This window comes from Rhodocaloribacter sp. (genome assembly GCF_056451265.1).
Map to the genome: position 1 here is coordinate 31,030 of NZ_JBWOPL010000025.1, position 23,564 is coordinate 54,593.

The window sequence follows — 23,564 nt, forward strand, 5'->3', positions numbered from 1 at the left end:
CAAAGGCATGAACGCTCAGTTTCCGGCGCTCATCCGCTCGAAGCGGGTCGTGCTTTCTTCGACGAATCTGCCCTTTTCCACGTCATAGCGGCGTTCTTCCACGACGAAGGCCTGCTCCGTTACCGTAATGAGATTATAGAAATTGGTGTCCCGGTGCTCCTTCCGCCCCCGACTGCTCGTGGCCGTCCCGGCGCTCGCAATGACGAGCCGGTGCGCGCCGGGAACGATCTCCAGCGGTTCGATGTGCGAGACGTGCAGATGCCCGCATAGAATCAGGTCGACGCGAGCATCCATAGCCGCGTCGAGCGTGCGCCTCGCATGCCGGGCGATGTCGTGCCGTCCGAGCGCGTGGATCTTTGTGAGGTGATGATGGACCACGAGCACCTTGAACCGCCCCTCACCCTCTGCGGCGAAGAAGGACCGGATCATCTCCCGAGAAGACTCGTCGATGCGCCCTCCCTTGATGGTGAGTCCATAGGCCGAGTTGATCCCGAGCACGGCCACCTCGTCCGTCACGAACGTCGGCATGAGATTGTCCGTGATGTACTGCCGGTACCGACGGAGGGGATCGAAGATGCGGGAGATGGGCTGATGCCACCAGGCGAAGACGTCGTGGTTGCCGGGCACCACGAGCGTGGGCGCCTCGAAGGCGTCGAGCATGGCGCGGGCCGCTTTGAACTGCGACCGCCGCGCCCGCTGCGTCAGATCACCGCTGACCGCGACGAGGCCCACGCCCCGCGCGTTGACGTCCGCCACCAGATCTTCCACAATGGTCGGATGCGCGATCTTGCCAAAGTGAATGTCCGAAATGTGAGCGATGACCATAATTCCCGTGCCATTGCAAGGATGCCCCTATTCGGCGGGCAACATGACCACACCGCGCCTCATAATTTACAGGTTTTCATGCGAGCTTTTCCGGATCGCTCCTGTGAAGACCCCCTGTATTTCTTCTTCCGGTCGGCGCCATTCCGAATGCCCCGGGGTCGTCACCATATTATCGCGTCCCGAGATAACATCTTCTCCGTGTGGACATCTTGACCTTTGCACCTCAGGTCAGTATGTTTGGAACCGGACATTTAGTGCTCTCTGGCTAATATTTGGAGCTTATACGGCAAGAAAATGCGGCTCCCCCTCAGAGCGTATGTTCGTCTTCTGTCCGTTGTCGACCTCTTGGACTTGTCGTCGACGTTCTATTATTCGAGCGTTGAGACAGGTCTTCAGATAAACGTATTGAACCGCTTTCAATCCTGAAAAGGAGCGGATGTACCTCATTCGCTCTGGGAGTAGTGGTTGGTGCTGGAACGGGGGGATCTTCCCGACAGACCACCTTTTCTCCCGGGTTGTTCATTGCCCTTCTGCAAGGTTCTGTCTGTGTTCTCCCATTCAGACGAGGTTCGTTATGCGTAAGAAACCCCTGCTTATCCTCGCGCTCGGAGTTTTTTTGAGCTTCAGCGTCTCAACTTCTTTTTCTCAAACGACAGCGATTATCGACAACGGCACCATTCAACTCGGCGTCCATGATGAGGGGCACTTGAATGTGCCCGGCGGTGCCCCATCCTCAGGGACCGGGACTACATTTGTCGGCCTTCGTTACATTCCAACAGGCGCCGAGGCTACAGCGCCCGGCTGTCTCTGTGAGGGCTGGGGCGCTGCCGACGGCATCTCTGGCGTGAGCGGGTCGGCCAACGAATCTATCGGCGGCGTGCAAAACATCACGGTCGAGAGCTTTACTGCGGACGCTAACACAGCCGTCTCGGTCGTCAATATCGGCGGCGTCATGCGCGTCACCCATGATTACCATCCTTCTCTTAGCCCCTTCCTGTATGAAGCAACCGTTACCATAGAAAACATCAGCGGCGCCACCATCGATCTGCTCTATCGTCGAACGATGGATTGGGACATCGAACCTACCGCATTTGCCGAGTTCGTGACCATCCAGGGAGGGGCCTCCGCCACCAGTGTCCTCTTCACCAGCGACAATGGTTTTGCTTCTTCCGATCCCCTCTCCGGCCCTAGTTCCATCATCGCCACAGGCGACTTTGTAGACAGTGGCCCTGCGGATCACGGTGCCCTCTTCGACTTCGGCTTCGGCGAACTAGCGCCTGGCGATATGCAGGAGTTTACCATCTTCTACGGCGCCGCTTCCACTGAATCCGACGCTATTGCCGCTCTGACCGACGTGGGCGCCGAGGTCTTCTCACTCGGAGAACCCAACACGACGGACGGCCCAACGCTCGGAACGCCAAACACGTTTATCTTCGGTTTCAAAGGCGTCGGCGGGGTTGCCTTGAGTTCCGACGAGGGACGTATGTTCGTCAACTCGGCCAATCCGCTCCTAGGAGTTCCCATCACCCTTAGCCGTGTCGACAATCGCGGCCATGGCAGCGCCTCGACGCGGTTTATCCGCATCTATACGCTCGGGAGTTCCGTGGATCTCACGGCTCCGGCCACGGCGCCGAACGGCAACCCATTCTCGCACTGGATAAATACCGGCGTTCTTTCCACGACGAGCCAGACCCTGAACGTCACCATGAAAAAATTCCAGGAGGTGATCGCCGTCTACGATCCGCCCGGCTTGCCCGGCGACGCCAATGAAGACAGCGCCGTGAACCTGAGCGATATTTTCCAGATCGGACTGTTTATCGTCGGCAACATCTCGGACATCTCGGACAATGCCGACGTGGACGGGAACGGAGTTGTGGACATCCTGGATGCGGTACTGATCTATCAGTTCACCACCGGCATCATTGATTGCTTCCCGATCGAGGCTGGTTGTGGCGATGCAACCAAGGCGAAACGCTTCCAGAATCTGAACGTCCAGGCGCCGACCTTCACTTGGTCCACACCCGAGGAGGAGGCTTCCCTGATCACGCTCCCAATCACTCTGGTCTCCGGAACCACACGCGGATTCGACCTGACGCTCTCCTTCAACCCCGACTTACTCTCTGTTGAAGACGTGACGATCACCGGCGCGCCTGAAGACTGGATGAATGTGCATCAGGTGGACGACGGGAAGCTTCACCTGATTGCCATCGGCTCGAGTCCGATCAACACCGGGCAGATCGGCTCGGTCACGTTCCGGATGAACAAGAAGGGGTACTCGTCTCTCAAGGGAGTCTTGCACACGGCAGAAGGCCTGACGCAGACCCTCGAACCCCTGTCGGTAGGCGAATTGCCAGATCGCTATGCGCTCAAGCAAAACTATCCGAACCCGTTCAATCCGACTACCCAGATCCAGTACACGCTCCCGGAAGCTTCCAGCGTGGAGCTGACGGTTTACGACGCACTCGGTCGGACGGTGCGCGTGCTGGTCTCCGAGTTTCAGGAGGCCGGGCAATATGAAATCGCCTTCGACGCAAAGGATCTGCCGAGCGGCGTGTACCTGTACCGGCTCCAGGCTGGTTCCTTCGAGGCGATCCGCCGCATGCTGCTCGTGAAATAGCCTCTTCGCACTCTCTCCGGACAGAAGAGCGGGCATCAACCTCCTCCGGGGGTTGAAGCCCGCTCTTTGCTTCCGGACGTTCAGGTGAGGCAACGATCGCCCTGTCTGCATCGCCTCTGTCGATGCCTCGCGTTCCCTCCCATTGCCTTTGTCAGAACGGCTGATGATTCGATTCGGCGTGCTTGTCCTTCTCCTCCTTCTCCCCCCGAGCCGAGCACTTGCCCAGATCACGGTGTCCCTCCCCGTGCGTTCGGGAGCACCCGGGACCCTGCTCACTGTTCCCGTCGCAGTCACCGATCTCACAGGAAAGACCGTCAACGGTTATCAATTCACGATCAACTTCGACCCTGGCGTCATCGACGTCACGGGCGCCTTATGGGCCGGAACCCTTTCCAACAATATGATCGTGTTCTCCAACAGCCCGGCTGCTGGGGAATTCAAGGTCGCGGCAGCAGGCTTCACTCCCCTGACCGGCGCCGGAACACTGATCAATCTGACAGTTTCGCTTAAGGCCCCCGGAACGAGCGCCCTCCTCTGGAACGAGTTCAGCACCGACAACTCGAACCTTCCCGTGACCCTCGTCGAAGGGCAGATCACCGTCGAGATCCCAAACGCCTCACCCCAATTCACGAGCGATCCGGCCACCCACGCCGTGGTGGATCGCACGTATGTCTATACCGCCACCGCTGAAGACGAGAACGGCGACCCTCTGACCTTCAACGCCCTCACGTTGCCGGGCTGGCTAACCTTCACCGACCACGGCGACGGCACGGCCACCCTCACCGGAACCCCGACTTCCGCCGATATCGGAGACCAAGAAGTTCTTCTCGACGTCAGCGACGGAAAGGGCGGCTCGGACCAACAATCGTTTACCCTAACCGTTGCGGAGAACACAGCTCCCGAGGCTCAAGACGATGCTGCCGAAACGGACGAAGACACCCCCCTCGACCTCGACGTGCTCCGCAATGATACGGACGCTGAGGGAGACGCTCTTTCAGTCATCGCCGTCTCGCCCCCCACCCATGGCGCCGCCGAGACCCTCGGCGCAAGCATCATTCGGTATACCCCCGAAACTGATTATTTTGGGACCGACACTTTTACTTATACGATTGACGACGGCTTTGGAGAAGTGGCGACGGGAACCGTCACAGTCACCGTCGTTCCGGTCAATGACCCCCCGGTGTTCCCTACACCCGTCTTCATCATGCCTGAGGACGGCGCGAACCTCCGGGTCGGAGGCGAGACGAATGCGGATCCCCTCGACCCGGCCACGCCGTTCATCGTGACGTGGCAACCCGCCTCGGACGTTGACAGCCCTGCCCTCACGTATACGTGGGAACTGAACGAAACCGACGACTTTGAAGCCTGCTGCCTGCTACGCCAGGATACCGGCTCCGTCACCCGCTATGAAACAGACCTCGGCGCCCTCGCGGCCCTCCTCGATGCCGCCGGTCTGAACCTGGGCGCTACAACGACCCTGTATCACCGCGTCGCGGCCGACGACGGAGAAGCCATATCAGCGAGTGAGGCGGCCACGATCACCCTTACGCGAGGCACACTTGTAAGCGTCGAAGCGGGGAGCGTAGCGCTCCCCCCATCGTTCCGACTGGCGGGCAACTATCCTAACCCGTTCTATGCTTCGACCCGCCTCCTGATCGACCTTCCCGTCACTGCCGAGATCAGCGTAGAGGTGTATGACGGGATGGGCCGTAGAGTGCTTGCATCGTCTCCGAAAACACTACCGGCAGGGTTTCTGCGCCCCCTCGAAGTGAACACAAGGGGACTCAGCTCCGGTCTGTACGTTGCTCGAGTGGTTGTACGTGCCCGGGGAGAACTTCACATCCTTTCCGGTCTTCTGACGCTTCTGAAATGAGAAAAGGGCGATTCCGATGGCCGGAACCGCCCTTGATAGTCTGACGCACGCCCGTTCAGAGCATGAGGTTGAGCGGCTCTTCGAGGTAATCCCGGACCGTGGTGAGGAAGCGCGAACCGACGGCCCCGTCGACGATGCGGTGGTCGCACGAGAGCGTCACTTTCATGCGCTTGCCCGGCACGACCTCGCCTTCCCTGACCACCGGAACGTCGCGGATGGCGCCGATGGCGAGGATGCAGGCGTTCGGCGGATTGATGATGGCCGTGAACGCTTCGATGCCGAACATACCGAGGTTGCTCGTCGTGAAGGTTGCGCCCGAATACTCTTCCGGTTGAAGCTGCCGATTCCGGGCTTTTTCGGCCAGTTCGCGCGTCTCCTCGGCGATCTGCGCCAGTCCTTTCCGATCGGCGTTCCGGATGACGGGCGTGATCAGCCCTTCGTCCACGGCGACGGCCACGGCCACGTGCACCTCGCGGTAGAGCCGGATCTCCCCTTCCTCTTCCAGATATGATCCGTTGACGTACGGGTGCTGCCGGAGCGCCAGCGCGCAGGCTTTCGTGATGAGATCGTTAAAAGAGATCTTGCCGCGCCCCTGCGCCTCGGCCAGCGCATTGAGCTGGCTCCGGAAGGCGACGGCCTTGTCCATGTCGATCTCGGCGGTGAGATAGAAATGCGGGGCGGTAAACTTGCTCTGCGCCAGCCGCCGGGCGATGGCCTTTCTCATCTGCGAGAGCCGCACCACTTCGTACGCCTCGCCGGGCAGGGCCGGTGCGGGCGCCGGAGCCGGAGCGGGCCTCGGAGCCGGAACCGGAGCGGGAGCCGCCTTCTCTTCCTCCGGCGCAGCGGGTCGCTCGGTCAGCACCGCCTCGATGTCGCGTTTGATGATGCGCCCTTCCGGGCCGCTCCCGCGCACGTCGCTCAGCTCGATGCCGTGCTCGGTCGCCATCTTCCGCGCCAGGGGCGAGGCCTTCACCCGCCCGTCCGCCGGCGCCGCCTCCGGCTTCACCGGCGCGATCGTGACCGACTCGGCGCCGTCACCGGAGGGCGCTTCGGACGGCGCAGGCGCTTCCGGCGGAGCCGCCTTCGGCCCGCCGTCGCCGCCGTACTTCGCCAGGACGTCCGAGATGTCTTCTCCTTCCTTGCCGAGCACCGCGATCAGCCCGCCGATGGGCACGGCCTCGCCTTCTTGCGCCACCTTCTTGAGCAAAACGCCGTCGTCGTACACCTCCAGGTCCATCGTCGCCTTGTCCGTCTCCACCTGAGCGATGACGTCCCCCGCCGACACTTTCGCGCCTTCGTCGACGAGCCAGCTGACGAGCACCCCCTCTTCCATGGTGTCGCTCATCTTCGGCATTTCAACAGGAATAGCCATAATACGATCTTCGATTTGGGAGTTCAGAGTCTGGATGCCGCGAACGGAGCGCGCGAGACGTCCCGCCTACCGGGATCCGGTACTTAATCGACGTACATCACCTTTTTGCACGCCCGGTAGGCATCGTCCTCCTGGGGCATGTAATACTCCATCAGGTTCTTCGCGTACGGCGCCGGGGTGTCCTTGGCGGTGATCCGCACGATGGGCGCATCGAGGAAGTCGAAGGCGCGATCCTGAATCTGATAGGTGATCTCCGAAGAGATGCTCGCGTATGGGTTGCTCTCGTCGATGATGACGCACCGGTTCGTCTTCCGGATGGAATCGACGATGGTGTCGATGTCGAGCGGACGGATGGTGCGCGGGTCGATCACCTCGGCGCTGTAGCCCTCCTCGGCGAGGCGGTCGGCCACGCGCATCGCGATCCAGTAGCTTTTGCTGTGGGCCACGAGGGTCACGTCCGTGCCCTCCCGCGCCACACGCGCCTTGCCGATGGGGATGAGGTAATCCTCGTCCTCCGAGACCTCGCCGCGCATGCCGTACATCACCTCACTTTCGAGGAAAAGGACGGGGTCGTCGTCGCGGATGGCCGATTTGAGCAGACCCTTTGCGTCATCCGGGTTCGACGGAGCAACGACCTTCAGGCCCGGGATCGTCGCATAGATGGACTCCGTCGAGGTGTTGTGCGTGGCGGCGAGTTGCCCGGCGGCGCCGTTCGGCCCGCGAAAGACGATCGGGATCTTGAACTGCCCGCCCGACATGTACCGGATCTTGGCGGCGTTGTTGATGAGCTGGTCGAAGGCGACGAACGAGAAGTTGAACGTCATAAACTCGATGATCGGACGCAGGCCGTTGAGCGCGGCCCCGATGCCGAGGCCCGCAAAACCGTTCTCGCTGATCGGCGTGTCGATGACGCGCTTGGGCCCGAACTTGTCGAGCATGCCCTCGCTCACCTTGTACGCGCCGTTGTACTGCGCCACTTCCTCGCCCATGAGAAAGATGGTCGCATCCCGCTCCATCTCTTCGACCATGGCGGCGCGAATCGCTTCACGAAACTGTAATTCAGCCATTGGGTGGATTCTGGTTTAAAGTTCAGGTTCAAGGTCCGGTGACGAGGAGAAGCGGAGCGCCGGCGAACCATGCCCGCCCCCCTTCGCGCCTTGAACTCACGCGAGGAAGGGATAATCCTTCTGCGTATAGACGTCCTCGTAAATGCTTTCGAGCGGCGGGAACGGGCTGTTCTCGGCAAACTCGACCGAGCGGCGCACCTCCTCCTTCACGTCCTCGTCCATCGCGTCGAGCGCGTCGAGGTCGGCCATCTCGTGCTCGAGGATATACATTTTCAGGCGGAGAATCGGATCTTCGTGCTTCTTCCGTTCCAGCTCTTCCTTCGTCCGGTATTTTCCGGGGTCGCTCATCGAGTGCCCGCGATAGCGGTACGTCCGCACTTCGAGGAGCGAGGGCTTGAAGTCCCGCGCCATCGCGACGTGATCCCGCACGGCTTTGGAGACGGCGAAGACGTCCATGCCGTTGACCAGCGACGCTTCCATGTGATAGCTGAGCGCGTGTTTGATGAACATCGTCTCGGCGAAGGCGCGGGTCGTGGCCGTGCCCATGGCGTACTGGTTGTTCTCGATGATGAAGACCACGGGCAGTTCGTAGAGCGCCGCCAGGTTCGAAGCCTCGTGGATGGCGCCCTGCCCCACGGCGCCGTCGCCGAAGAACGTCAGGCAGACGCCGTCGTCGGCCTGGTACTTGTGCGCGAAGGCGATGCCCGTGCCCACCGGCACATGGGCCCCGACGATCCCGTGACCGCCGAAGAAGCGGTGACGGGCGCTGAAGAAGTGCATCGAGCCGCCCTTGCCGCGCGAGCACCCGTCGATCCTGCCGAAGAGCTCGGCCATGCACTCGTCGGCGCTCATGCCCAGGGCGAGGGCGTGGCCGTGGTCGCGGTAGGCGGTAATAACCGAGTCGCGCCCGATACGGATGGCGTTGACCGCTCCGGTGGAGACGGCTTCCTGGCCGATGTACAGGTGGAGGAAACCCCCGATCTTCTGCTTGCCGTACATCTGCGCGGCGCGCTCCTCGAAGCGACGCTGCAACAGCATGCTCCGATACATGGCGAGCACCTCCTCCTCCGACAGCCCGACGTCCTCGTGACCGTACTGCCCGGCCCGGTACGTCTTGAAGGTCCGGTTGACCCTGATGCTCTTCGGGATATCGACGTCCTGCTGCTCAGCCGTGAGTCCCTCATCCGCCGCCTGTTTCGGCGTGTGTTTCGGCGTGCGCTTTTTCGTCTCGCTGGCCATATGTTTCCATGCTTGAGTGGTAGTCCGGGGGATGGCACGTGCATCTTATACCCGCCTTCGTCGTCCTGATATTTTGGTGGAGAGCGACGCGAAGGCCCTTTCGATGCGAGCTTGGGAAAATAAGACTTTTGCAGTCGCAAAACCCAGCATTAACCCGTTCTTTATGGGAACCTCGCGCACGGAACGCAAACCGGGGCGTCTCGTTGAAGAGGCGCAACGCCGGTGCGAAGGCGCCGCCTTTCGCCACTCCCGCCCCGATTCCACCACCCGCATGCCCCCCGTCGAACCGAACCTGCGTCCATTCCGGGAGATGCACCCACACCAAATGTAACGAACATGTAACACGCGCTACGATCTTTTGCAGGAACAACGAGCAGGTGTAACGTGCCTAAACTCAAGCAGACCCAAGCACAAGAGCCGGGTACGAAGGCCCGGTCCGCGCGCGCTCCCATAGATCTTGAGGCCCTCCTCGAAGGCGACCCCAAGGCCTTCGAACAGCTGGTGCAACAGGAGAGCACGCGCCTCTATCGCGTGATCTATCGGATCGTCAACGATCATCATGAAGCGGAAAGTGTGTTGCAGGAAACGTTTCTGCAGGCCTATAAACGCTTTCACACCTTCCGCCGGGAATCCAAGGTGACCACGTGGCTCTATGCCATCGGCATCAACCTCGCGCGAGCCTCGCTCCGGAAATCACGCCGATACGATACCCTCTCCGACGAAGACATCGAGCGGCTCCAGCCCGATTTCTCGCGGGGGATGCATACCGGCAACTACGAAGCCTGGAACCCGCACAAAATGGCCGAACGCTCCGAACGCAAACGGCTGGTCCACGAAGCCATACAGAAACTCCCGCCCGACTATCGCCTCGTCGTCACCCTGCGCGACATCGAAGAGCTTTCGACGGCGGAGGTGGCGCAAATACTCAACATCAGTGACGGCGCCGTGCGCGTCCGCCTGCACCGCGCGCGACAGGCCCTCCGCAGCCTGCTCGACCGTTACTTTCGCTCGTGATTTCATCCGTAAACGAGAGGACTTCACCTCGCATCAAGATGCTTCATCTCCTTGAGAAAATACGCGAGATCTTTCGCCCCTCCCCCTCCTGCCAGGAAGTCAACCGCTTTCTCGCCGAATATATCGAGGGCGTGCTGCCCCCCGAAACACAGGCGCGCTTCAAAATGCATCTCGATCAGTGCGCGAAGTGCAAACCCTACTTTGAGCAATATCTGATGACCCTCGAACTGGTCAAAGAAGACGAGGCCGTCAACCCGCCGGAGGAACTGCTCGAACACACGATCGAGTTTCTGCGCGCGCACCTCAAGAACGGGGAAGACCGGAACGACGCCTGAAGGCCTCCCGGACCCCGGAGACCCGGGGAACCCCACCGCCCGAAACCGCGCCCGTACACGGCATTCGTCTTTTGCCGAATTATTAGCGATATTCCGGCGCACGATAAACAGGACCACCGATTCGCTTTGGAGCCTTCCCCATCCCCGCCCGCCGATCGGTCCGGCCATGAGATCGCCGGGCGCGCGCTGGTCATCATCCCGACGTACAACGAAGCCCGAAACATTCGGGCGGTGCTCGAACAGACGCTCGCGCTTCCGGAAGGCCTGCACGTCCTCGTCGTCGACGACGGCTCCCCGGACGGCACCGCCGAGCGCGTGCGCGAGCTTCAGCGTCGTTTTCCCGGTCGCATTCACCTCATCGAACGCCCGGCCAAGCAGGGACTCGGCACGGCCTACCTCGCCGGCTTCCGCTTCGCCCTCGCGCACGAGTACACGTACATCTGCGAGATGGACGCCGACCTCTCGCACAACCCGCAAGACCTGCCCCGTCTGATCGAACCCGTCCGATCGGGACGCGCCGACCTCGCCATCGGCTCGCGCTATGTGGACGGCGTGCGGGTAATGAACTGGCCGCTCTCCCGGCTCATCCTCTCCTACGGCGCCGGCATCTATACGCGCCTCATCACCCGCCTGCCCGTCCGCGACGTGACGGCGGGCTTCAAATGCTTTCACCGCCGCGTGCTCGAAGCCATCGACCTCGACCGCGTCAAGTCGAACGGGTATTCGTTTCAGATCGAGATGAACTACCGGGCCTGGCGCAAGGGCTTCCGCCTCGTCGAGGCGCCGATCATCTTCACCGAACGCACCGAGGGGCAGTCGAAGATGAGCAAAGCCATCGTCCGCGAGGCCGCCCTCAAGGTGTGGGAACTGCGCCTGCGGAGCCTCATCGGCAAGCTCTGAGGCCCTCTCCCGTCGCGATTTGTTTTTTTGATTAAATCGCCCCGAACGAGGCCGCGCACCCCTTTCCCACCGCACTTACCATTCCCCGAACACGTATTTTCCCGCGCCGCTCCCGCGACTCCCTTTTCCGATCACGAAATCCACATCCGCCATGTCCGATTACGAACATTTGACGCCCCCCGCCGAAGGCAGCCGCATCACCATGGAAGCGGACCGCCTGCACGTGCCCGACCGTCCGATCATCCCGTTCATCGAAGGCGACGGCACCGGTCCGGACATCTGGAGCGCCGCCCGGAACGTCTTCGACAGCGCCGTGGCCAAGGCCTATGGCGACACGCGAAAGATCGTCTGGTTCGAGGTTTTCGCGGGCGAAAAGGCGTATGAGCGGTTCGGGGAATGGCTGCCGCAGGACACCCTCGACGCCATCCGGGATCACCTCGTCGCCATCAAGGGCCCGCTCACGACGCCCGTCGGCGGCGGCATCCGCTCGCTCAACGTGGCGCTCCGGCAGAAGCTCGACCTCTACGCGTGCGTGCGCCCGATCCGCTACTTCGAAGGCGTCCCCTCCCCCGTGAAGCACCCGGAACTCGTGCACATGGTCATCTACCGGGAAAACTCGGAGGACATCTACGCTGGCATCGAGTTTCGCGCCGGAACGCCCGAGGTCAAGAAGGTCATCCGTTTCCTCATGGACGAGATGGGCGTGACGAACATCCGGTTCCCGGAGACGAGCGGCATCGGCATCAAGCCCGTCTCGAAGGAAGGCACGGCGCGGCTCGTGCGCGCAGCCATCAAGCATGCCATCGAGACCGACGCCCGGAGCGTGACGCTCGTCCACAAGGGCAACATCATGAAGTACACCGAAGGCGCCTTCCGCGACTGGGGCTATCAGACGGCGAAAGAGGTCTTCGGCGCGAAGGACCTCGACGGCGGCCCGTGGCAGGTCATCACGACGGACGACGGACGCGAGATCATCGTCAAGGACGTCATCGCCGACGCGTTCCTCCAGCAGATCCTCACCCGACCCGCCGAGTACGACGTCATCGCCACGCTCAATCTCAACGGCGACTACATCTCCGACGCGCTCGCGGCGCAGGTGGGCGGCATCGGCATTGCGCCGGGGGCAAACATCAACTACGACACCGGCGCTTCCATCTTCGAGGCCACACACGGCACCGCGCCGAAGTATGCCGGGCTCGACAAGGTCAACCCGAGTTCCCTCATCCTCTCGGGCGAGATGATGTTCCGGTATATGGGATGGAACGAGGCGGCCGACCTCATCATCCACGCCATGGAAAAGACCATCGCCCAGAAGCGCGTGACGTACGACTTCCACCGCCTCATGGAAGGCGCGACGCTCCTCAAGTGCAGCGAGTTCGGCGAAGCCCTCATCGAGAACATGGACTGACCCGGTCCGGTTTTTCCCGAAAAAGCGCGCGGAGCTCGAACTTCGCGCGCTTTTCGTTTACGCCGCCGGGGCATCTTCCCGCACGCCCACGCTTTCGACCAGGTCATCGAAGCGCCGGACGTGCGTGCGCCAGTCGAGGCGTTCCGGGATGCTTCGGAGCGTGTCCACCGGCAGCGGGCGCTCCTCGCCCTTGAGAATGGCCGCCATGATGTGAAAAAGCTCGTCCTCGTCCTCATAGAGCACCGGCGCGTGAAGGAGCGGGCGGTGGAGCGAGTCGGGGATGAGTTCGGGGTAGCTCAGACGGTTCGGAAGCAGGGGATGACAGCCGCAATAAATGGCTTCCATGACGGCGATGCCGAAGAACTCGTGGAGCGAAGTGGAAACGATGAGGTCGGCGCGGTGAAGCAGGCGACTGTACTCCTCGAAATCCTCCGCATACCCGTAGTGAAGGATGCGTTCGGCATAGCGTTCGAAGGCCTGTTCGAACTCGGAGGGTTTCTCCTCGAAATGCTCGCCCGCAAGGATCAGACGAAAGCGGAAGCCCGCGTCGTCGAGACGGTTCATGAGGCGGAAGAAGGCCTTCGGGTTCTTGTCGTACTCCCATCGCTGGTTCCACAGAACGATGGGCGGCTTCATGCCCGGGCCCCACTCGTGCGCCGGATAGTCCGCCCGGTAGCGGTCGTGCGCGGCGAGGTCCATGCCGAGATGCAGCACCTCGCACTTTTGCCGGATCTCGGGGACGGTGCGGAGGTGGGTGTAGTCCGGGAAGCGATGCAGCAGCACGGGCAGCGCCTCCATGAACTCCTCGTGGTGAAAGCGCGAGTTGAAGACGACCCGGTCGGCGGCGAGGCACGAAAGGTAGTTGATGTAGCCGTACGTCTCGTCCCGCTCAGTCCCTTCCGGAAGCGGATAGGTGAGCTGGTTCTCGTGGAGATAATAGATCACCGGAATGCCCGCGAAGCGCCGGCGCGTCAGAGCCAGGAAGGCGGGCAGATTGACCATGTCCGTGGCGAAGATGACGTCCGGCACGAATCCCTGCTCGAGCGCCTGCAGAGCCTTGCGCGCCATCGTGACCGCCCCGCCGTGCATGCGCCATTTCCAGAAGCGCGCCGTCATCGTGACGGGATGGATCGTGTGGCGGCTGTGCTTGCGAAATCCGTCGAGAAAGTTGCGGTGGGAACCGCCGTACCAGGGTTCCAGCGCCAGGACCTTCATGCTGCTCGCCTCGAAATGATTCTCAAAACCGTGTGCTTGCCGGGGCGCTCACGCCTCGTCCACCCCGTCGGCTTCCTCACGGTGGGCGGTCCCGACCTGCTCTCGAAGCAAAGCCTCCTCCTCCGATTCCGTCGCCGGACGCACGATGGAGACGGCGCGCACCTGCAGTTTTTCCCGCAAAACCGTATCGCGCACCTCATCCGCCGTGATCAACTGCTCCTCGCCCGGTTTGAGCACCAGCGTCCGCGTCGCCATGGCGATCTTCACCGGACGCGGGTTTGTGTTCTTGATGAGCATTCCTTTGCGTTTGCGGGTAGTCATGCAGAATCTCTCTCCGTGTCTTAGATTGGGGGGCGACGCGCGCGCGGTTCCGGTCTTCACGATGCGCGTTCAGTATACGAAGTTTTCGTCGGCATAGGGAACCCCGGCGCCGGGATCGGCGCGTCTCGCTTCTTTTTTCACCATTTTCCAATCCACGGCGCGATGCGCGTCCCGCCTCTGCGACACGTCCCGGCCGCGATGACCACGGCGGCAAGCACGGTGTGGCGCGGCCTGCTCCGGCTCCTGGCGCCGCCGTGTTGCCTCGGGTGCGGCGCTCCGGCGGACGACGGGCCGGTGTGCCGCGACTGCCTCCGCCGCCTCGAGCGCGCCGACGCCGCCGACCTTGCCGCGCGGCTGGCCGCCCTGCCCGGCCCGGCCCCACCGTTCGAGGACGCCTTCGCGCTGTGGGTCTTCGATCAGGGGGGCACGCTCCGGCGCATCCAGCACACCCTCAAATACGGCAACCGTCCCGCCTATGGCCGCCGACTCGGCGCGCTCATCGGGCAGACGCATCGGGCCTCCGCCCGTCCGCGCCCGGACCTCGTGACGCCCGTGCCGCTTCACCGGGTGCGACTCTACGAACGCGGATACAACCAGAGTGCGCTCCTGGCCGAGGGCCTGGCCGAAACGCTCGGGACGCCGTGCCGTCCCGAAGCGCTCCGCCGCATCCGCGCCACCCGCTCTCAGACCACCCTCTCCCGTCGCCGCCGGTGGGAAAACGTCTTCGGCGCGTTCGAGGTCGCCGCGCCGGAAGCCGTCACGGGTCGGCGCGTCCTCCTCGTCGACGACGTGCTGACCACGGGCGCTACCGCCACCGCCGCCGCGCTCGCGCTCCGCGAAGCGGGAGCCGCGGCCGTCGACCTGGCCACGCTCGCGCTTGCCCGCGCCTGAGCGGCGCGCGTCAGCGGTAATCTTCCACGCACAAGGCCTCGTCGCACCGGGCCGCCTCGTCCGGGTCGTTCGTGGCGACGACGATGAGACGTCCCGCCGCCTGCCGCTCCGCGATGATCCGCGCCACCATCTCACGACCGGGCGCGTCGAGGTTCGATGTGGGCTCGTCGAGGAGGAGCATCGGCGGGTCGGGGAGAAGCGCGGCGGCAAAACGGATGCGCTGTTTCATGCCGGACGAGTACGTCGCCACGCGGTCGTCGGCGCGAGGCAGAAGGGTCGCCGCTCGCAGCGCGGCTTCGATGCGCGCGGCGGCCCCGGGGAGGCGACGCGCGCGGGCGATGAACCGGAGGTTCTCCCGCGCCGTGAAGTCGTCGTACACGTTCAGATACGGCGCGACCATGCCGGTGTGGAGGGGGCGTTCCTCGGCGGAGATGACGCGCCCGTCTGCGGTCAGCGTCACCGTGCCGCGCACAGGCTCCATCACCCCGGCGAGGATCCGGAGGAGCGTCGATTTGCCCGAACCGTTCGCGCCCGTCACCGCGAGCGTGCGCCCGCCTTCGAGCCGAAACGTCAGCTTCCGAAAAAGAATGCGCCGGCCAAAACGATGCCCCACGTTCTCGACGTCGAGGCGGGCTATCGGAGAGCGGTCTTCGGTCACAAGCCTGGCACGATGCGGCGGCGAAAGGGCGGTTTTGCGGGGAGAAGATACGCGCCCGCCCGGCTTTTCGCCATGAAGATCGTGCGAGAGCGCCCGTCCCGGTACGCTTTCCCCGGAACATGCATGGGAGTTATCTTCTTCAGTATCTTTGTTCCATCGGTCTCTTCTCATCATCCATCCCACCCACCGAAACCATGAAACGGTCAGCGCTTTTCTTTCCCGTTCTTGTCGCTTTTCTTTCACTGGGGCTCGCCGCATGCGGCGGCCAAACGGAGTCGCCCACGCCCGAGCACGCCGAGTCGTCCGCCGCCGAATCCACACCGGAGGTCCGCGTGTTCTTCGTCGAGCCTGCCGACTCCTCCGTCGTGCCCACGACGTTTCACGTGGTGATGGGCGTGAAGGGCCTTTCGGTGGAGCCTGCGGGCGAGGTGAAGGAGGGGGCCGGCCATCTCCACATCCTCGTCGATACGACGTTCGTCCCTGCCGGGCAGGTAATCCCGAAGGACGAGCATCATCTCCACTTCGGCACCGGTGCGCTCGAAGCCGACCTGACGCTTCCCCCCGGCCCGCACACGCTCCGTCTTCAGTTCGCCGACGGCGCGCACGTGGCCCTCGAAGGGGATCAGTACCGTGACGAGATCCACGTCACCGTGCAATGAGTGAAGAGCCGCCCCCGGAGCTCCCCGGGGGACGGCATCTCTTTTGGCCCTGATCGTACGTCCCGGATCGCGTATCCTTTCCGGAAATCGCCGTACGCGCTCCATGAAACGCCCCTTCCACGTCCTCTCGGCCGTGCTTCTGCTCGGTCTCGCGCTCTGGCTGCGCCCCGTGCCTGAGCGTCCGGCGCGCGTGGAGGAGGCGCGCGTGGAGAAGCGGCCCGACGAGCGGGCGTGGCTTCAGCGCACCTATCCGTACTTCCGGGCCGACCCGCACGCCCTCCGCGACGCCCTCGATCAGGCGAAGGCCCTCCGCCGCGCGCCCAAACGACGGACCTTTGCCGCGTGGTCGTTCGCCGGGCCGGTCAACGTCGGCGGTCGCGTCGTGGACGTGGCCGTCGCACCGGACGATCCCGACCGGCTGTATGCCGCCGCCGCCACCGGCGGGGTGTTCACCTCCGGTGACCGGGGACTATCGTGGAGGCCGATCTTCGACGAGCAGGCGCTTCTTACCATCGGCGACCTCGCACTCGACCCGAGCGACCCGGACGTGATCTACGTGGGCACAGGCGAGGCCAACGGCGGACACAACAACTTCGCCGGGGGCGGCCTCTACAAATCCGACGACGGCGGCGAGACGTGGCGCTTCATGGGGCTCGGCGAGACCGTGAGCATCGGGCGCGTGGTGGTGGACCCCTCGAACCCGAAGCGCGTCTTCACGGCGGCGATGGGAAGCTATTTCGCCCCGACGCCCGAGCGCGGGCTCTACCGGAGCGAGGACGGCGGCGCGTCGTGGACGCGGGTGCTCGCGGTGAACGACTCCACCGGCGTGATCGACGTCGTGATCCGCCCCGACGACCCGAACACGATCTTCGCCGCCACCTGGCAGCGCGTTCGGCGCGTGAGCGGCTCGTTCCTTTACGGCGAAGGAAGCGCCGTCTGGCGCAGCCGCGACGGCGGCGACACGTGGGAGCGCCTCGGCCCCGCGCACGGCCTGCCCGACCCCGAAAAGCAGCGCCGGTTCGACGGACGCGTGCACATCGGACGCATCGGGCTGGCCCTGTGCCGCGATCATCCCGACGTGCTGTACGCCCTCTTCACCGACGGCGCGGGCTACCTCGGCCTCTATCGCACGGACGACGGCGGCGACACCTGGCGCGACGCCGACCCGAACCGGGGCGTCGCGCAGGGCCTCGGCGGCTTCAGCTGGTACTTCGGGCAGGTCCGCGCACATCCGACGAACCCGGACGTCGTCTACGTGATGGACGTGCTCCTCATGCGCTCCGGCGATGGCGGCGCCACCTGGACCACCACGCCCGGCATCCACGTCGACCATCACGCGCTCACCTTCTTTCCCGACGACCCCGAGACGCTCCTCAACGGCAACGACGGAGGCGTCGCGCGCTCGACCGACGGCGGCGAGACGTGGACACGCGCGGGCGACCTGCCGAACACGCAGTTTTACGAGATCGCCTTCGACCCGAGCCATCCGGAGCGTCTCTATGGCGGCACGCAGGATAACGGAACCGTCCGCACGCTCACCGGAGCCCTCGACGACTGGACGAAGATCCTCGGCGGCGACGGCTTCTACGTGGTCATCGACCCCGAAGACCCGAACCGTATCTATGCCGAAACGCAGGGGGGCAACCTCCGGCGCTCGCAAACCCTCACGCCTTCCTTCGTTTCGGTGAAAACCGGCATCGACCCGGATGAAAAGACGAACTGGGACGCGCCCCTCGTGATCGACCCGAAGGACCCGGCGGTGCTCTATACGGGCACGAACCGCGTGTATCGCACCACCAACCGCGCCGCCACGTGGACGGCCATCAGCGACGACCTGACGAAAGGCGCCTATCCGCTCCTCGGCACGATCAGCGCGATCGCCGTCGCGCCCTCGGACTCCGACGTCCTTTACGCCGGAACGGACGACGGCAACGTGTGGGTCTCGGACGACTACGGCGCAACCTGGCGCGACGTCACGGGGACGCTTCCCACGCGTTGGGTCACCCGCATCGCCGTGCATCCGGTACAGGCGCGAACGGCGTACGTGAGTTTCTCCGGCCTCAAATGGAAGAGCGCCGAGCCGCACGTCTTCCGCACGCGCAACCTCGGCGCGACGTGGGAGGACGTCTCGGCGGGGTTGCCCGAGGCTCCCGTGAACGCGCTCGCCGTGGACCCCGACTTCCCCGAGGTGATCTACGTGGGCACGGACGTGGGCGCCTACGTGAGCCCCGACGAGGGCCGCTCCTGGCAGGCGCTCATGGACGGACTGCCCTTCGTCGTCGTCAACGACCTGAAGTTCATCCCGGACGAGCGCGTGCTCCTGGCCGGAACGCACGGGCGCGGCATCTACCGGCTCGATCTGTCGAATCTGACGGACCTCGTCACCGCCGTGGAGCCGTCCGAAGCGCCGTCCTCCGCGCCCGCACTCGAACCCGGCTTCCCCAACCCGTTCTCCGGGGAGACGACGCTCGCCTTCACGCTCCCTGCAGCCGAGCGCGTGCGCCTGGCCGTCTATGACGCGCTCGGACGGCGCGTGCGCATCCTCTTCGACGGCCCCGCGCCTGCCGGAACGACCCGCCTACGCTGGGACGGCGCCGACGGCGGAGGGCGGCCCCTGGCCGCCGGCGTCTACCTCGCCCGCCTCTCGACACCCGATGGCGGGAGCCGCTCCGTCACGCTGTCGCTCGTCCGGTGAACCCCACGGCGCGATGGCCCGTACAGAATGCTTCGCCCCGCGACGTTCACCCACCCCTGATGCCGATGCTGCGCGACGTACTCTCCCGATTTTCCCGGCCGCTCTCCCGCATGCTCCTGCGCACCGTCTCTTTCAACGACCCCTGGCAACGCTTCCCCAACGACGTCCCGCTGGCCCTCTACGGCAAAGGCGCTCAGCGCGACTTCTCGTGGTATTTCGAGGGAGAGAGCCGCGTGTCCGTCTCGGGCATAGAGGAAATGCTGGCCTGGCTGCGCGGATGCGCGTACGTGCGGGACATGGAGCTCTTCCACGACGTCGATTTCTGGCAGCACCCGCTCACCTTCGAGCAGCTGCGCCGGGGCGACTGTGAGGACTTCGCTCTGTGGTCATGGCGGAAGCTCGTTGAGATGGGGCATGACGCCGAGTTCGTGGCCGGGCGTTGCGCCGCGCGCGGGCTTCAGGGGCCGGGGCACGCGTGGGTGCTCCTCCGAGGGCCCGACGGCGTCTCGCTCCTCGACCCCGTCCTCCGGAACGGCTGCGACGGCCTCCGCCCCCTCGACGACGTGCGCCACGCCTACGTCCCCGAGGTCTCCGTAGACGCGCGCCTGAACCGGTACGCTTATGCAGGTTTCTATCTGATCCGCCGATCCGGGGACGAGGCCGAACCACCTGCCGAAGCCGCGTCCGAGACCCCGACGGTCCTCGCCCCCTCCCGGTCGTGACGCTCGCCAGGAGAGCGGCCCGGCAAAGTAAGGCGTAATAATTGTGAGCGTACGCCCCACCTGCCCCCTCTTTCTCATGGGGAAGGCGGGTTTTTTCGGCGCGCACGGTTATTTTCACCCGCTATGAGCCCTTCCGTGACCTATCGCCTGTTGACCCGGAACCAGTGGCGAACGTTCTTCCGTTCGCTCAAGGCCCGGCAGAACCTCTTCGTGTGGGCCGTCTTCGCGGTCATGGGACTGTATGTGAGTTTCACTTTGATCGTGCTCGGCCTGTACTTTGATCTTTTTGCAAGCCGGCTCGCGCCGGGGCATCTGCCCGTCGCCCTCGTGAATGCGTACGCGCTTCCGGCGTTCTTCGGCCTGTTCACGCTCCGGTTTCTGTTTCAAAAGACGCCGAGCCTGAAACTCCGGCCCTACCTCCATCTCCCCATCGCGCGGTCTCGGCTCGCCCTTTTTTTTCAGGCGACCTCGCTGCTGAGCCTGCACAACGTGTATCCCCTGCTCTTCTTCGTGCCGTTCTGGGGCCGGTACGTCCTCGGAACGTACCCGTCGGCGGGAGCGGCGGCATGGCTCGCGGGGGTCGTGTGCGCCCTCGTCGCCTCCAACTTCGCCAACCTGCTCATCCGTTCGGTCCTCACGCGCCATGAGACCCGTTTTCTTCTGACGATGGGCGGCTTCCTCACGCTCGTCTACCTCGATGAACGCTTCGGCTACCACCTTGCGCAGACCGCCTCGACCGCCCTTTTCGACGCGCTCCTCCACGACAGCACGGCCGCGCTCCTGCTCGTGCTCGCGCTCCCCGTCTGGCTCGCCGTGGCTTCCCACCGGATGCTCCTTCAGCGCCTCCGCACCGAAGAGCGCGTCCGGCCCGCGCGACGGAACACCTGGCGCCTCCCCTGGCTCGAAAACGCCGGGCCGGTGGGGCAACTGCTCCTCCTCGAAGCGCGGATGATGTGGCGGAACCGCCGTCCCCGGCACTATCTGCTCATCTCACTTCTCTTCTCCACGCTGTACCTCCTCTTTTTCCTCGCCAACCCCGCCGTGAAAGACGGATTCCTCCTCGGAGCCGTCATCGGGCTCTTCGCTTCCGGGGGCTTCGTGCTCAACTACGGGCAACTCATGTTCAGCTGGGAAAGCAGCTATTTCGACGGCCTGCTCGCCCGAAACGTGAGCCCCGGAAAGCTCATCCTCGCCAAGCTTTTGCTCCTTCAGGGTTCGTGCCTGGCCCTTTTCCTCCTCAGCCTGCCCCTTTTCCTCTGGTTCCGCCCCGACCTTCTGGGCCTGCACGCGGCCTTTCTCTTCTACAATGCGGGCGTGACCACGGTGGTGGTGATGACGCTGGCCCTCCGCAATCGAAGGCCGGTCGATGCTTCGAAGAGCGGCGGATTCTTCAACTACGAAGGCTTCTCCGCGGCGCACTGGCTCTGGTTCGTCCCCACGGCCCTCCCTCCGACCCTCTTCCTCTTCTTTTTCCGCCACGCCCCGCAAAGCGGTCTGATCATCCTCGGCGCGCTGGGTCTGGCGAGCCTCTTGCTCGTGCGCCTGTGGGTCGCGTATTTTGCCTCACGCTTCACGCGCCATAAATTCGCCATGGCCGAAGGATTCCGTCGCTGACATGACCCTAGACGTTCTCGGACTCAAGAAAACCTACGGCGAGCACTGCGCGCTCGACGTCCCCGCCCTCCGCATCGAGGAGGGCGAGATCGTGGGACTCGTGGGCAGCAACGGCGCGGGGAAAACGACCTTCCTCCGCCTCGTGCTCGACCTCCTTCCGGCCACCGAAGGCGAGGTCCACATCGACGGGCGCAACGTCGCCGGAAACGACGCGTGGAAAGCTCACACCGGCTCCTACCTCGATCCCTCGTTCCTGATGGATTTCCTGACGGTGGACGAGTACCTCGACTTCATCGGAAGCATCTACGGCCTCTCGAAATCCGAGGCGGCCGTCGCACGGAGGCCGTTTCAGTCGTTCTATCCGGACGAGGTCTTCGGAGAGACGACCCGGTTCATCCGCGACCTTTCGATGGGCAACGCCAAAAAGATCGGCCTCATCGCCGCCATGTTCGTTCGTCCGCGCCTGTTGTTGCTCGACGAGCCTTTCGCCAACCTCGACCCTCCCTCACAGATCCGGCTGAAACAGCTCCTGCGCATGCTCCATGCGGCCCACGGCACGACGATGATCATCTCCAGCCACGACCTCGTCCACGTCACCGAGGTATGCAAACGGATCACCGTGCTCGAAGCCGGGCGCATCGTGCGCGACCTCTCCACGTCCGACGCCACGTTGCAAGAGTTGGAACAATACTTCGCGTCCTGAGGAGCGCGGAACCGGCGACGCCCGCGAAAAGAAGCGAGATGTTTGCTCCGGCGCGTCGGGGCATCAGTCGGAGCCGCGCGAGGGCTTGACGCGAACCGAATGCGCCGTTCCGGCGGCCGACGCCCACTTTTGGGCTTCGATGAGCGCCGGGCACTGTTCACAGCGCTCCGTCCGATCCGTCACCGCAAAGGCTTCCCGCTCGTTCAGCGGGCACAGCGCATAGGGCGGCACCCCGTCGCCGCCGAGGGCCGTCGGCGTCTCGCCCTCGTCCCCGACAAGCTGAGACACCGCCACCTCGGCCAGCGCCTCGATGAAGAGCGGGTGACAATTCAAAGCCGAGGAGACCTCATAATGACGGATCCCGGCACGCTCTGCCTCCTCGCGCAGCTTCACGTCGAGCTTGTACGTCGTTTCGAGGCAATCCAGCACGAACGTGATCGGAACCACGAGCACGGCGTCGTGTCCGGCCTGCGCCAGCTCCTGCACCTTCTCCGACGTGCCGGGCGTCAGCCACTCGGCCAGCCCCAGCTTGCTCTGAAAAGCGACGTGGAAGGGGTGGTCGTTCCCCCGGTATTTCATCACCCGGTCCACGGTGCTGTGGATGAGGCAGCAGTACGGATCGTGACGCTCGGTCATCTCGCGGAGGGGCGTGCCGTGCGCGCTGAAGACCAGATGCACCCGGGCGCGCACCCCACGCGGAAAGCGCTGAAGGGCCTCGTCGATGCGTTCGCTGAGCGCCTGAATATACTTGGGATGGGCCGCATATTCGAAGACGTACGTCGTCGGCCACGATGGGATTTCACCGGCCTGTCCGAGCGTCCACCAGTAGACCAGAGAGGAGCCGGAGGTGCTTTTCGAGTACTGCGGATACAGCGGGAGCAGGACGACGTGCGTGATGCCCTCGGCTTCCATCTGCCGGGCCGTCTCCTCGCTCGAAGGCCGCCCGTATCGCGCGGCGAGATAGGTCCGGAACTCGATTCCGCCGTCCGCCCCGAAGCGCCGGTTCAACACCGTCTCGAGGACCCGCGCCTGTTCGTTGGCGAACCGGTTGATGAGCGAACGCCCGCCGATGGCCTCGTATTCCTTGCCGACGGACTTCGAGAGCGCCGCCGCCGCCATGCGGCAGAGCATCGGACGCAGGACCTTGCCCAGCGGAAGATCGACCAGCGCCGGATCCATGAACAGGCGGTTGAGATAGGGCGCGATGTCGTCTCGTCCGCTCGGTCCTCCGGGATAAAGCAACACCACCCCGACGCGATCGCCACGGCTCACGGTAAGCGGACCGGAAGGGAAATAGCCCCCCGTTACGAGCCGTCCGTCATACCTGTACCTGCGCAAAAATTCTCGCGGCGTCATGGCCCCACGTCTTTCGTGTCCCCCCCTGCATCTCTCTCCTCTCTTTGGTACAAAGAATTTAGTCTACCCAGTTCCACCGG

Annotated in this window: 20 protein-coding genes; 12 read left to right on the plus strand and 8 right to left on the minus strand. The window is 63.9% G+C overall.

The annotated features are described in order from the left end of the window. Window positions 1-15: 15 nt before the first annotated feature. Window positions 16-825: a metallophosphoesterase family protein gene (locus tag AC1HIY_RS03535; protein ID WP_479575325.1), complete on the minus strand. Its 810-nt coding sequence runs from the start codon at window positions 823-825 to the stop codon at window positions 16-18. Window positions 826-1,399: 574 nt separating this feature from the next. Here AC1HIY_RS03535 and AC1HIY_RS03540 point away from each other — a divergent pair. Together AC1HIY_RS03540 and AC1HIY_RS03545 are read left to right on the plus strand one after the other, a co-directional pair. Next, complete coding sequence (locus tag AC1HIY_RS03540) at window positions 1,400-3,442, plus strand: T9SS type A sorting domain-containing protein (RefSeq protein ID WP_479575326.1); 2,043 nt, start codon at window positions 1,400-1,402, stop codon at window positions 3,440-3,442. A 163-nt stretch (window positions 3,443-3,605) separates the two neighbouring features. Then, complete coding sequence (locus tag AC1HIY_RS03545) at window positions 3,606-5,315, plus strand: tandem-95 repeat protein (RefSeq protein WP_479575327.1); 1,710 nt, start codon at window positions 3,606-3,608, stop codon at window positions 5,313-5,315. A 55-nt stretch (window positions 5,316-5,370) separates the two neighbouring features. Here the strand turns inward: AC1HIY_RS03545 and AC1HIY_RS03550 are convergent, their stop codons facing one another. The 3 genes from AC1HIY_RS03550 to pdhA form a co-directional block, all read right to left on the minus strand. Beyond that, window positions 5,371-6,687, minus strand: a complete 1,317-nt coding sequence (locus tag AC1HIY_RS03550; RefSeq protein ID WP_479575328.1) for a pyruvate dehydrogenase complex dihydrolipoamide acetyltransferase — start codon at window positions 6,685-6,687, stop codon at window positions 5,371-5,373. A gap of 83 nt (window positions 6,688-6,770) precedes the next feature. Continuing rightward, window positions 6,771-7,754, minus strand: coding sequence for a pyruvate dehydrogenase complex E1 component subunit beta (locus AC1HIY_RS03555; RefSeq protein WP_479575329.1), 984 nt, complete (start codon window positions 7,752-7,754; stop codon window positions 6,771-6,773). A gap of 96 nt (window positions 7,755-7,850) precedes the next feature. After that, window positions 7,851-8,993 (minus strand): pyruvate dehydrogenase (acetyl-transferring) E1 component subunit alpha, encoded by a 1,143-nt coding sequence (gene pdhA / locus AC1HIY_RS03560; protein ID WP_479575330.1) that lies wholly within the window; start codon window positions 8,991-8,993, stop codon window positions 7,851-7,853. A gap of 384 nt (window positions 8,994-9,377) precedes the next feature. Here pdhA and AC1HIY_RS03565 point away from each other — a divergent pair, with 384 nt between their 5' ends. From AC1HIY_RS03565 to icd, 4 genes are all read left to right on the plus strand, one after another. Continuing rightward, window positions 9,378-10,007: an RNA polymerase sigma factor gene (locus AC1HIY_RS03565; protein ID WP_479575331.1), complete on the plus strand. Its 630-nt coding sequence runs from the start codon at window positions 9,378-9,380 to the stop codon at window positions 10,005-10,007. Window positions 10,008-10,045: 38 nt separating this feature from the next. After that, window positions 10,046-10,342: an anti-sigma factor family protein gene (locus AC1HIY_RS03570; protein WP_479575332.1), complete on the plus strand. Its 297-nt coding sequence runs from the start codon at window positions 10,046-10,048 to the stop codon at window positions 10,340-10,342. 126 nt (window positions 10,343-10,468) lie between these two features. Continuing rightward, window positions 10,469-11,242: a polyprenol monophosphomannose synthase gene (locus AC1HIY_RS03575; RefSeq protein WP_479575333.1), complete on the plus strand. Its 774-nt coding sequence runs from the start codon at window positions 10,469-10,471 to the stop codon at window positions 11,240-11,242. Between the two features lie 151 nt (window positions 11,243-11,393). Beyond that, window positions 11,394-12,650 carry an NADP-dependent isocitrate dehydrogenase gene (gene icd / locus AC1HIY_RS03580; protein ID WP_479575334.1) on the plus strand — a complete coding sequence of 419 codons (1,257 nt, stop codon included), beginning with the start codon at window positions 11,394-11,396 and terminating at the stop codon, window positions 12,648-12,650. A gap of 57 nt (window positions 12,651-12,707) precedes the next feature. Here icd and AC1HIY_RS03585 read toward each other — a convergent pair whose 3' ends face one another. Further along, on the minus strand, window positions 12,708-13,865 hold the full coding sequence (locus AC1HIY_RS03585) for a tRNA-queuosine alpha-mannosyltransferase domain-containing protein (RefSeq protein ID WP_479575335.1): 1,158 nt from the start codon (window positions 13,863-13,865) through the stop codon (window positions 12,708-12,710). Between the two features lie 48 nt (window positions 13,866-13,913). Then, complete coding sequence (locus tag AC1HIY_RS03590; protein WP_479575336.1) at window positions 13,914-14,186, minus strand: hypothetical protein; 273 nt, start codon at window positions 14,184-14,186, stop codon at window positions 13,914-13,916. 162 nt (window positions 14,187-14,348) lie between these two features. On the opposite strand from AC1HIY_RS03590, the gene AC1HIY_RS03595 reads away from it, so the two are divergent. Then, window positions 14,349-15,077: a ComF family protein gene (locus tag AC1HIY_RS03595; protein ID WP_479575337.1), complete on the plus strand. Its 729-nt coding sequence runs from the start codon at window positions 14,349-14,351 to the stop codon at window positions 15,075-15,077. A 10-nt stretch (window positions 15,078-15,087) separates the two neighbouring features. On the opposite strand, the gene AC1HIY_RS03600 is transcribed toward AC1HIY_RS03595, so the two are convergent. Beyond that, the gene (locus AC1HIY_RS03600) at window positions 15,088-15,735 is read right to left on the minus strand and encodes an ABC transporter ATP-binding protein (RefSeq protein ID WP_479575338.1); all 648 of its coding nucleotides are present in this window, start codon (window positions 15,733-15,735) and stop codon (window positions 15,088-15,090) included. A gap of 194 nt (window positions 15,736-15,929) precedes the next feature. Here AC1HIY_RS03600 and AC1HIY_RS03605 point away from each other — a divergent pair, with 194 nt between their 5' ends. The 5 genes from AC1HIY_RS03605 to AC1HIY_RS03625 all read left to right on the plus strand — a co-directional run bounded on the left by AC1HIY_RS03605 (window position 15,930) and on the right by AC1HIY_RS03625 (window position 22,128). Then, the gene (locus tag AC1HIY_RS03605; protein ID WP_479575339.1) at window positions 15,930-16,394 is read left to right on the plus strand and encodes a DUF4399 domain-containing protein; all 465 of its coding nucleotides are present in this window, start codon (window positions 15,930-15,932) and stop codon (window positions 16,392-16,394) included. A gap of 103 nt (window positions 16,395-16,497) precedes the next feature. Then, window positions 16,498-19,089 (plus strand): VPS10 domain-containing protein, encoded by a 2,592-nt coding sequence (locus AC1HIY_RS03610; protein WP_479575340.1) that lies wholly within the window; start codon window positions 16,498-16,500, stop codon window positions 19,087-19,089. A 65-nt stretch (window positions 19,090-19,154) separates the two neighbouring features. Further along, window positions 19,155-19,811: a transglutaminase-like cysteine peptidase gene (locus tag AC1HIY_RS03615; RefSeq protein ID WP_479575341.1), complete on the plus strand. Its 657-nt coding sequence runs from the start codon at window positions 19,155-19,157 to the stop codon at window positions 19,809-19,811. 123 nt (window positions 19,812-19,934) lie between these two features. Next, complete coding sequence (locus tag AC1HIY_RS03620) at window positions 19,935-21,425, plus strand: DUF5687 family protein (protein ID WP_479575342.1); 1,491 nt, start codon at window positions 19,935-19,937, stop codon at window positions 21,423-21,425. Between the two features lies 1 nt (window position 21,426). Continuing rightward, entirely contained in the window at window positions 21,427-22,128 is a 702-nt protein-coding gene (locus AC1HIY_RS03625; RefSeq protein WP_479575343.1) for an ABC transporter ATP-binding protein, read from the plus strand. A gap of 63 nt (window positions 22,129-22,191) precedes the next feature. Here the strand turns inward: AC1HIY_RS03625 and hemH are convergent, their stop codons facing one another. Further along, entirely contained in the window at window positions 22,192-23,400 is a 1,209-nt protein-coding gene (gene hemH / locus AC1HIY_RS03630; RefSeq protein WP_479575344.1) for a ferrochelatase, read from the minus strand. Between the last annotated feature and the right edge of the window lie 164 nt (window positions 23,401-23,564).

Bases quoted from the DNA above. Each gene is read 5' to 3' on its own strand.
- AC1HIY_RS03585 (WP_479575335.1), bottom strand. From the start codon at position 13,865: ATGAAGGTCCTGGCGCTGGAACCCTGGTACGGCGGTTCCCACCGCAAC.
- pdhA (WP_479575330.1), bottom strand. From the start codon at position 8,993: ATGGCCAGCGAGACGAAAAAGCGCACGCCGAAACACACGCCGAAACAG.
- AC1HIY_RS03535 (WP_479575325.1), bottom strand. From the start codon at position 825: ATGGTCATCGCTCACATTTCGGACATTCACTTTGGCAAGATCGCGCAT.
- AC1HIY_RS03610 (WP_479575340.1), top strand. From the start codon at position 16,498: ATGAAACGCCCCTTCCACGTCCTCTCGGCCGTGCTTCTGCTCGGTCTC.
- AC1HIY_RS03555 (WP_479575329.1), bottom strand. From the start codon at position 7,754: ATGGCTGAATTACAGTTTCGTGAAGCGATTCGCGCCGCCATGGTCGAA.
- icd (WP_479575334.1), top strand. From the start codon at position 11,394: ATGTCCGATTACGAACATTTGACGCCCCCCGCCGAAGGCAGCCGCATC.
- AC1HIY_RS03570 (WP_479575332.1), top strand. From the start codon at position 10,046: ATGCTTCATCTCCTTGAGAAAATACGCGAGATCTTTCGCCCCTCCCCC.
- AC1HIY_RS03625 (WP_479575343.1), top strand. From the start codon at position 21,427: ATGACCCTAGACGTTCTCGGACTCAAGAAAACCTACGGCGAGCACTGC.
- AC1HIY_RS03545 (WP_479575327.1), top strand. From the start codon at position 3,606: ATGATTCGATTCGGCGTGCTTGTCCTTCTCCTCCTTCTCCCCCCGAGC.
- AC1HIY_RS03605 (WP_479575339.1), top strand. From the start codon at position 15,930: ATGAAACGGTCAGCGCTTTTCTTTCCCGTTCTTGTCGCTTTTCTTTCA.
- AC1HIY_RS03615 (WP_479575341.1), top strand. From the start codon at position 19,155: ATGCTGCGCGACGTACTCTCCCGATTTTCCCGGCCGCTCTCCCGCATG.
- AC1HIY_RS03540 (WP_479575326.1), top strand. From the start codon at position 1,400: ATGCGTAAGAAACCCCTGCTTATCCTCGCGCTCGGAGTTTTTTTGAGC.
- AC1HIY_RS03590 (WP_479575336.1), bottom strand. From the start codon at position 14,186: ATGACTACCCGCAAACGCAAAGGAATGCTCATCAAGAACACAAACCCG.
- AC1HIY_RS03595 (WP_479575337.1), top strand. From the start codon at position 14,349: ATGCGCGTCCCGCCTCTGCGACACGTCCCGGCCGCGATGACCACGGCG.
- AC1HIY_RS03550 (WP_479575328.1), bottom strand. From the start codon at position 6,687: ATGGCTATTCCTGTTGAAATGCCGAAGATGAGCGACACCATGGAAGAG.
- AC1HIY_RS03620 (WP_479575342.1), top strand. From the start codon at position 19,935: ATGAGCCCTTCCGTGACCTATCGCCTGTTGACCCGGAACCAGTGGCGA.